This is a genomic window from Nguyenibacter vanlangensis, from assembly GCF_013376155.1.
In the GTDB taxonomy this organism is placed as follows: domain Bacteria; phylum Pseudomonadota; class Alphaproteobacteria; order Acetobacterales; family Acetobacteraceae; genus Gluconacetobacter; species Gluconacetobacter vanlangensis.
The window spans coordinates 1-2,169 of the sequence record NZ_JABXXP010000484.1; the positions used below are offsets into that span (position 1 = coordinate 1).

A 2,169-nucleotide genomic window follows, 5' to 3' on the forward strand; every position below is an offset into this window, starting at 1 on the left:
CGGCACCTTTGTCCGGGTCCCGTCGCCGCGACCCACGGGCGGCGAGGCCGGAGATCTGCGCCGCCAGGGCCATGGTCCTGTCGATTTGTCGCGGAACCTGCCGCTGGCGGGGCTTGCCGAGCCGCATGTCCGCCGCGTGCTTGACGAAATCGCGCGGGGACCCGGGCTGTCCGCCATGCTCGACGACCAGACCGATGCCGATCTTTCGCGGCACGCAGGCGCGGCGGCGCGCTGGCTGGCGCTGTGCGGGCTGGAGGCGGCGCCCGAGGACATCATCGCGACGAACGGCGCCCAGCACGGGTTGTTCTGCACCCTGATGGCGCTTTGCCAACCCGGAGACCTGCTGCTGGTGGAGGCGCTGAGCTATGCGCCCCTGCGTGGCATCGCCGATCGGCTCGGTTTGAAACTCCGCGCCGTGGCGATGGATGCCGAGGGACTCTGCCCCGCATCGCTGGAAGAGATCTGCTGCGGCACGTCCCCGAAAGCGCTTTACCTCACGCCGACATTGCAGACCCCGACCGCCGCGACGCTGTCGTACGAGCGCCGCCGGACCATCGCCCGGATCGCGCGGCGTCATGACCTGATCCTGATCGAGGACGACGTCTTCGGTCCGTTGAAGCCCGACCGCCCGGTCGCGATTGCCGTGCTCGCGCCCGAACGGACAATCTATGTCACGAGCCTTTCGAAATGCGTGACGCCGGGACTGCGTGTCGGCTACCTTCGCGCCCCGGGCGAGCTTGGGCCGGCCCTGCGGCATGCGGTCAATCTCAGCATCTGGATGACACCGCCGGTTATGTCCGAAATCGCGGCGCGGCTCATCCTCGACGGCACAGCCGCGCATCTGATCGCGGCGCAACGTCACGCCGCCGCGCGGCGCCAGCGTCTTGCCCGGCGCGTACTGAGTGATTTTGACTATGCGTCCGACCCGCATGGCCTCCATATCTGGCTGCCTCTCTCCGCCGGATGGCGTGCCGATACGTTCCGTCTGGCGGCGGAGGGACGCGGCGTTCTGGTGGCCGAGGCGCAGCGTTTTGCCGCGCATCCCGCCGACAGCCCCGAATCCGTCCGCCTCTGCCTCAGCCATGAACCCAGCGAGACGCGGTTGCACGACGGGCTCGCCGCGGTCGCGACGTTGCTTCAGAACAGGAAATAGCGTTGCCGCATCGGCAGGGTTTCGGCGACTTCGCCCGACAGCAGAACGCCGTCGGCCCGGATGGCCTGCGTTTCGGCGTCGATCTCGATCTCCGGCATGGCGCTGTTCAGCACCATGTCCTTCTTGCTGATGCCGCCCCTTGTGTTCGAAACCACGCGCATCTGCCGCCGCAATTCCAGCCGTTCGGCGATCCCGGCGGCCACCGCGGCCTGCGAGACGACGGTCACGCTGGCCGCCGCCAGGCTGCTGCCCAACCCGCCGAACATCGGCCGCGCCGCCAGCGGCTGCACGGGCGGGATCGCGCCATGCGCATCGCCCGCCATCGCCTGCATGATCGTCCCGCCCTTGATCACCAGGTCGGGCTTCACGCCGAAGAATGCCGGAGTCCAGATCACCAGGTCCGCCAGCTTGCCGCGCGCGACCGATCCGACTTCGTCCGCCATGCCATGGGCGATGGCCGGGTTGATGGTATATTTCGCGACATAGCGCCGCACGCGCAGGTTGTCGTCCGTCCGGTCGCCCGGCAGCGTCCCGCGCAATATCTTCATCCGATGCGCCGTCTGCCAGGTCCGCAGCACGGCGTCGCCTACCCGGCCCAGCCCTTGGCTGCCCGACGCCATCATCGACAGCGCCCCCATGTCATGCAGCATTTCGGCCGCGACCCGCGCGCCGAGCCAGCCATGCTGCATGTTCGACGGCGGCATGTTCATCGGCAGCATGTTCGGCAGCGCCGCCAGGCGGAACATCTCGGGCCCGCGCGCGCCCAGTATCGGCAGAACCGTCCGGCCACGCGCCGCAGCGATCATGTCCTCGACCGGCTTTCCGTCGCGGTCCCCGCCGCCGTCCTCCATGTCGGCGGCACTCAGCACCGGAATATCCATCCGTTCGGCCACCGACAGGCAGGTCTGCAGGGCGGCGGCCGTGATCCCGTCTTCGCCATGCAGCATCAGGCCGGCGGCGCCGCCCCGCACCATTTCCTCCAGGGCCGCGGGACGCAGCGCATCGCCCCGCCCGGT

General features: G+C 69.2%; 2 protein-coding genes. One reads left to right on the forward strand and one right to left on the reverse strand.

Translation table 11 applies throughout. The annotated features are described in order from the left end of the window. Positions 1–175 precede the first annotated feature (175 nt). Entirely contained in the window at positions 176–1,153 is a 978-nt protein-coding gene (locus tag HUK84_RS15605) for an aminotransferase-like domain-containing protein (protein ID WP_176641104.1), read from the forward strand. Here the strand turns inward: HUK84_RS15605 and HUK84_RS15610 are convergent. Beyond that, positions 1,138–2,169: amidohydrolase family protein (locus tag HUK84_RS15610; protein WP_176641105.1), on the reverse strand; the 1,032-nt coding region annotated here is incomplete at its 5' end. The two genes, HUK84_RS15605 and HUK84_RS15610, sit on opposite strands and share 16 nt — an antisense overlap.